Origin of the sequence: Nocardia sp. NPDC004568 (genome assembly GCF_040609955.1) — a bacterium.
Lineage (GTDB): Bacteria > Actinomycetota > Actinomycetes > Mycobacteriales > Mycobacteriaceae > Nocardia.
Map to the genome: position 1 here is coordinate 1 of NZ_JBEXLL010000195.1, position 1,188 is coordinate 1,188.

1 protein-coding gene and 1 tRNA gene are annotated in these 1,188 nt (G+C 63.0%); one reads left to right on the plus strand and one right to left on the minus strand.

The window, feature by feature from the left end; all coding sequences use genetic code 11:
- Positions 1–66: 66 nt before the first annotated feature.
- Positions 67–140 (minus strand) — tRNA-Met (locus ABZV91_RS32495).
- Between the two features lie 560 nt (positions 141–700).
- On the opposite strand from ABZV91_RS32495, the gene ABZV91_RS32500 reads away from it, so the two are divergent.
- The gene (locus ABZV91_RS32500; RefSeq protein ID WP_355249536.1) at positions 701–1,036 is read left to right on the plus strand and encodes a transglycosylase family protein; all 336 of its coding nucleotides are present in this window, start codon (positions 701–703) and stop codon (positions 1,034–1,036) included.
- The last annotated feature ends 152 nt before the right edge of the window (positions 1,037–1,188 follow it).

Genomic DNA, 1,188 nt, shown 5'->3' on the forward strand with positions numbered 1-1,188 from the left:
TCTCCGGGCCTCCCACACAGACTTGCTCACGGCCCGGAACCGTAGTTCCGGGGCCTTCTCCGGTAGTAGCGGGGACAGGATTTGAACCTGCGACCTCTGGGTTATGAGCCCAGCGAGCTACCGAGCTGCTCCACCCCGCGTTGGGTGAACACAACATTACACACGGCTTCCGAAGACTGCCAAATCGCCAGTTCAAAGCGCATATCGACCGGCGAACCAGCCGGCCGGACCGGTGACCGCGGGCCACGCGCGGCAGTCCCTCGGCAACCACCGGCGCCCGGGTGCGCCGACCGCCGTGGCGACAGCCCGGCGACAAGGCATCGAAACGTTAACGGCGCGATTGCCCGTTGTCCCGATCGCTATACGCGTGACACGAATTACCCATTATCGGTGATCCCCGTCACATTTACGCGTCTTTGCGAACCACCATGGGTACCGGAGAAATCCTTTGATGACCTGGACTTTTCCATATATTCCCGGTTTGCACCAATCGACGTATTGATAGTTATCGATACGTGATCTGACGAGATTTCTTCGTTACCGTCGTTGCCAGGCCCCGACCAACCGGGACGGGCCGACCGAACCGGAGAACACCGGCAACCCTGTCCCACGGTTCGGATCAAACCCCGACACATCACCTGGGGACAGGGGCACGCAAGCTTCGACCGCGCTGCCGGTGGGCACAGGGAGGGATTCGCATATGTCCAAGACCCGAAAGTTCAGCACCCGCGTTCTCGGCATGACCGCTATCGCCGGGGCCCTCGTTGCCGTACCGTTCGGTCTTTCCACCGCCACCGCCTCGGCCTCCTCGGGCAACTGGGACGCCGTCGCCGAGTGCGAGAGCAGCGGCAACTGGTCCACCAACACCGGCAACGGCTTCTACGGCGGCCTGCAGTTCACCCAGAGCACCTGGGAGGCCAACGGCGGCAGCGGCAGCGCCGCGCACGCCAGCCGTGAGGAGCAGATCCGCGTGGCCGAGAACGTTCTCGCCACTCAGGGCCCCGGCGCGTGGCCGGTGTGCGGTCAGTACCTGTGACCCCGCCCGGCGCGCCCTGAGCGCGTCGCCATCCAGCGCGTACGAAGAGGCGCTGCCATCCGTTCGGATGGGGGCGCCCCCAATTAAGTTTACAAAAAAAGGAAAGAGGGGTGGTTGGGTAAAATTTTTGAAAGGTGGTGGAATATAAGGGG

Bases quoted from the DNA above. Each gene is read 5' to 3' on its own strand.
- ABZV91_RS32500 (WP_355249536.1), top strand. From the start codon at position 701: ATGTCCAAGACCCGAAAGTTCAGCACCCGCGTTCTCGGCATGACCGCT.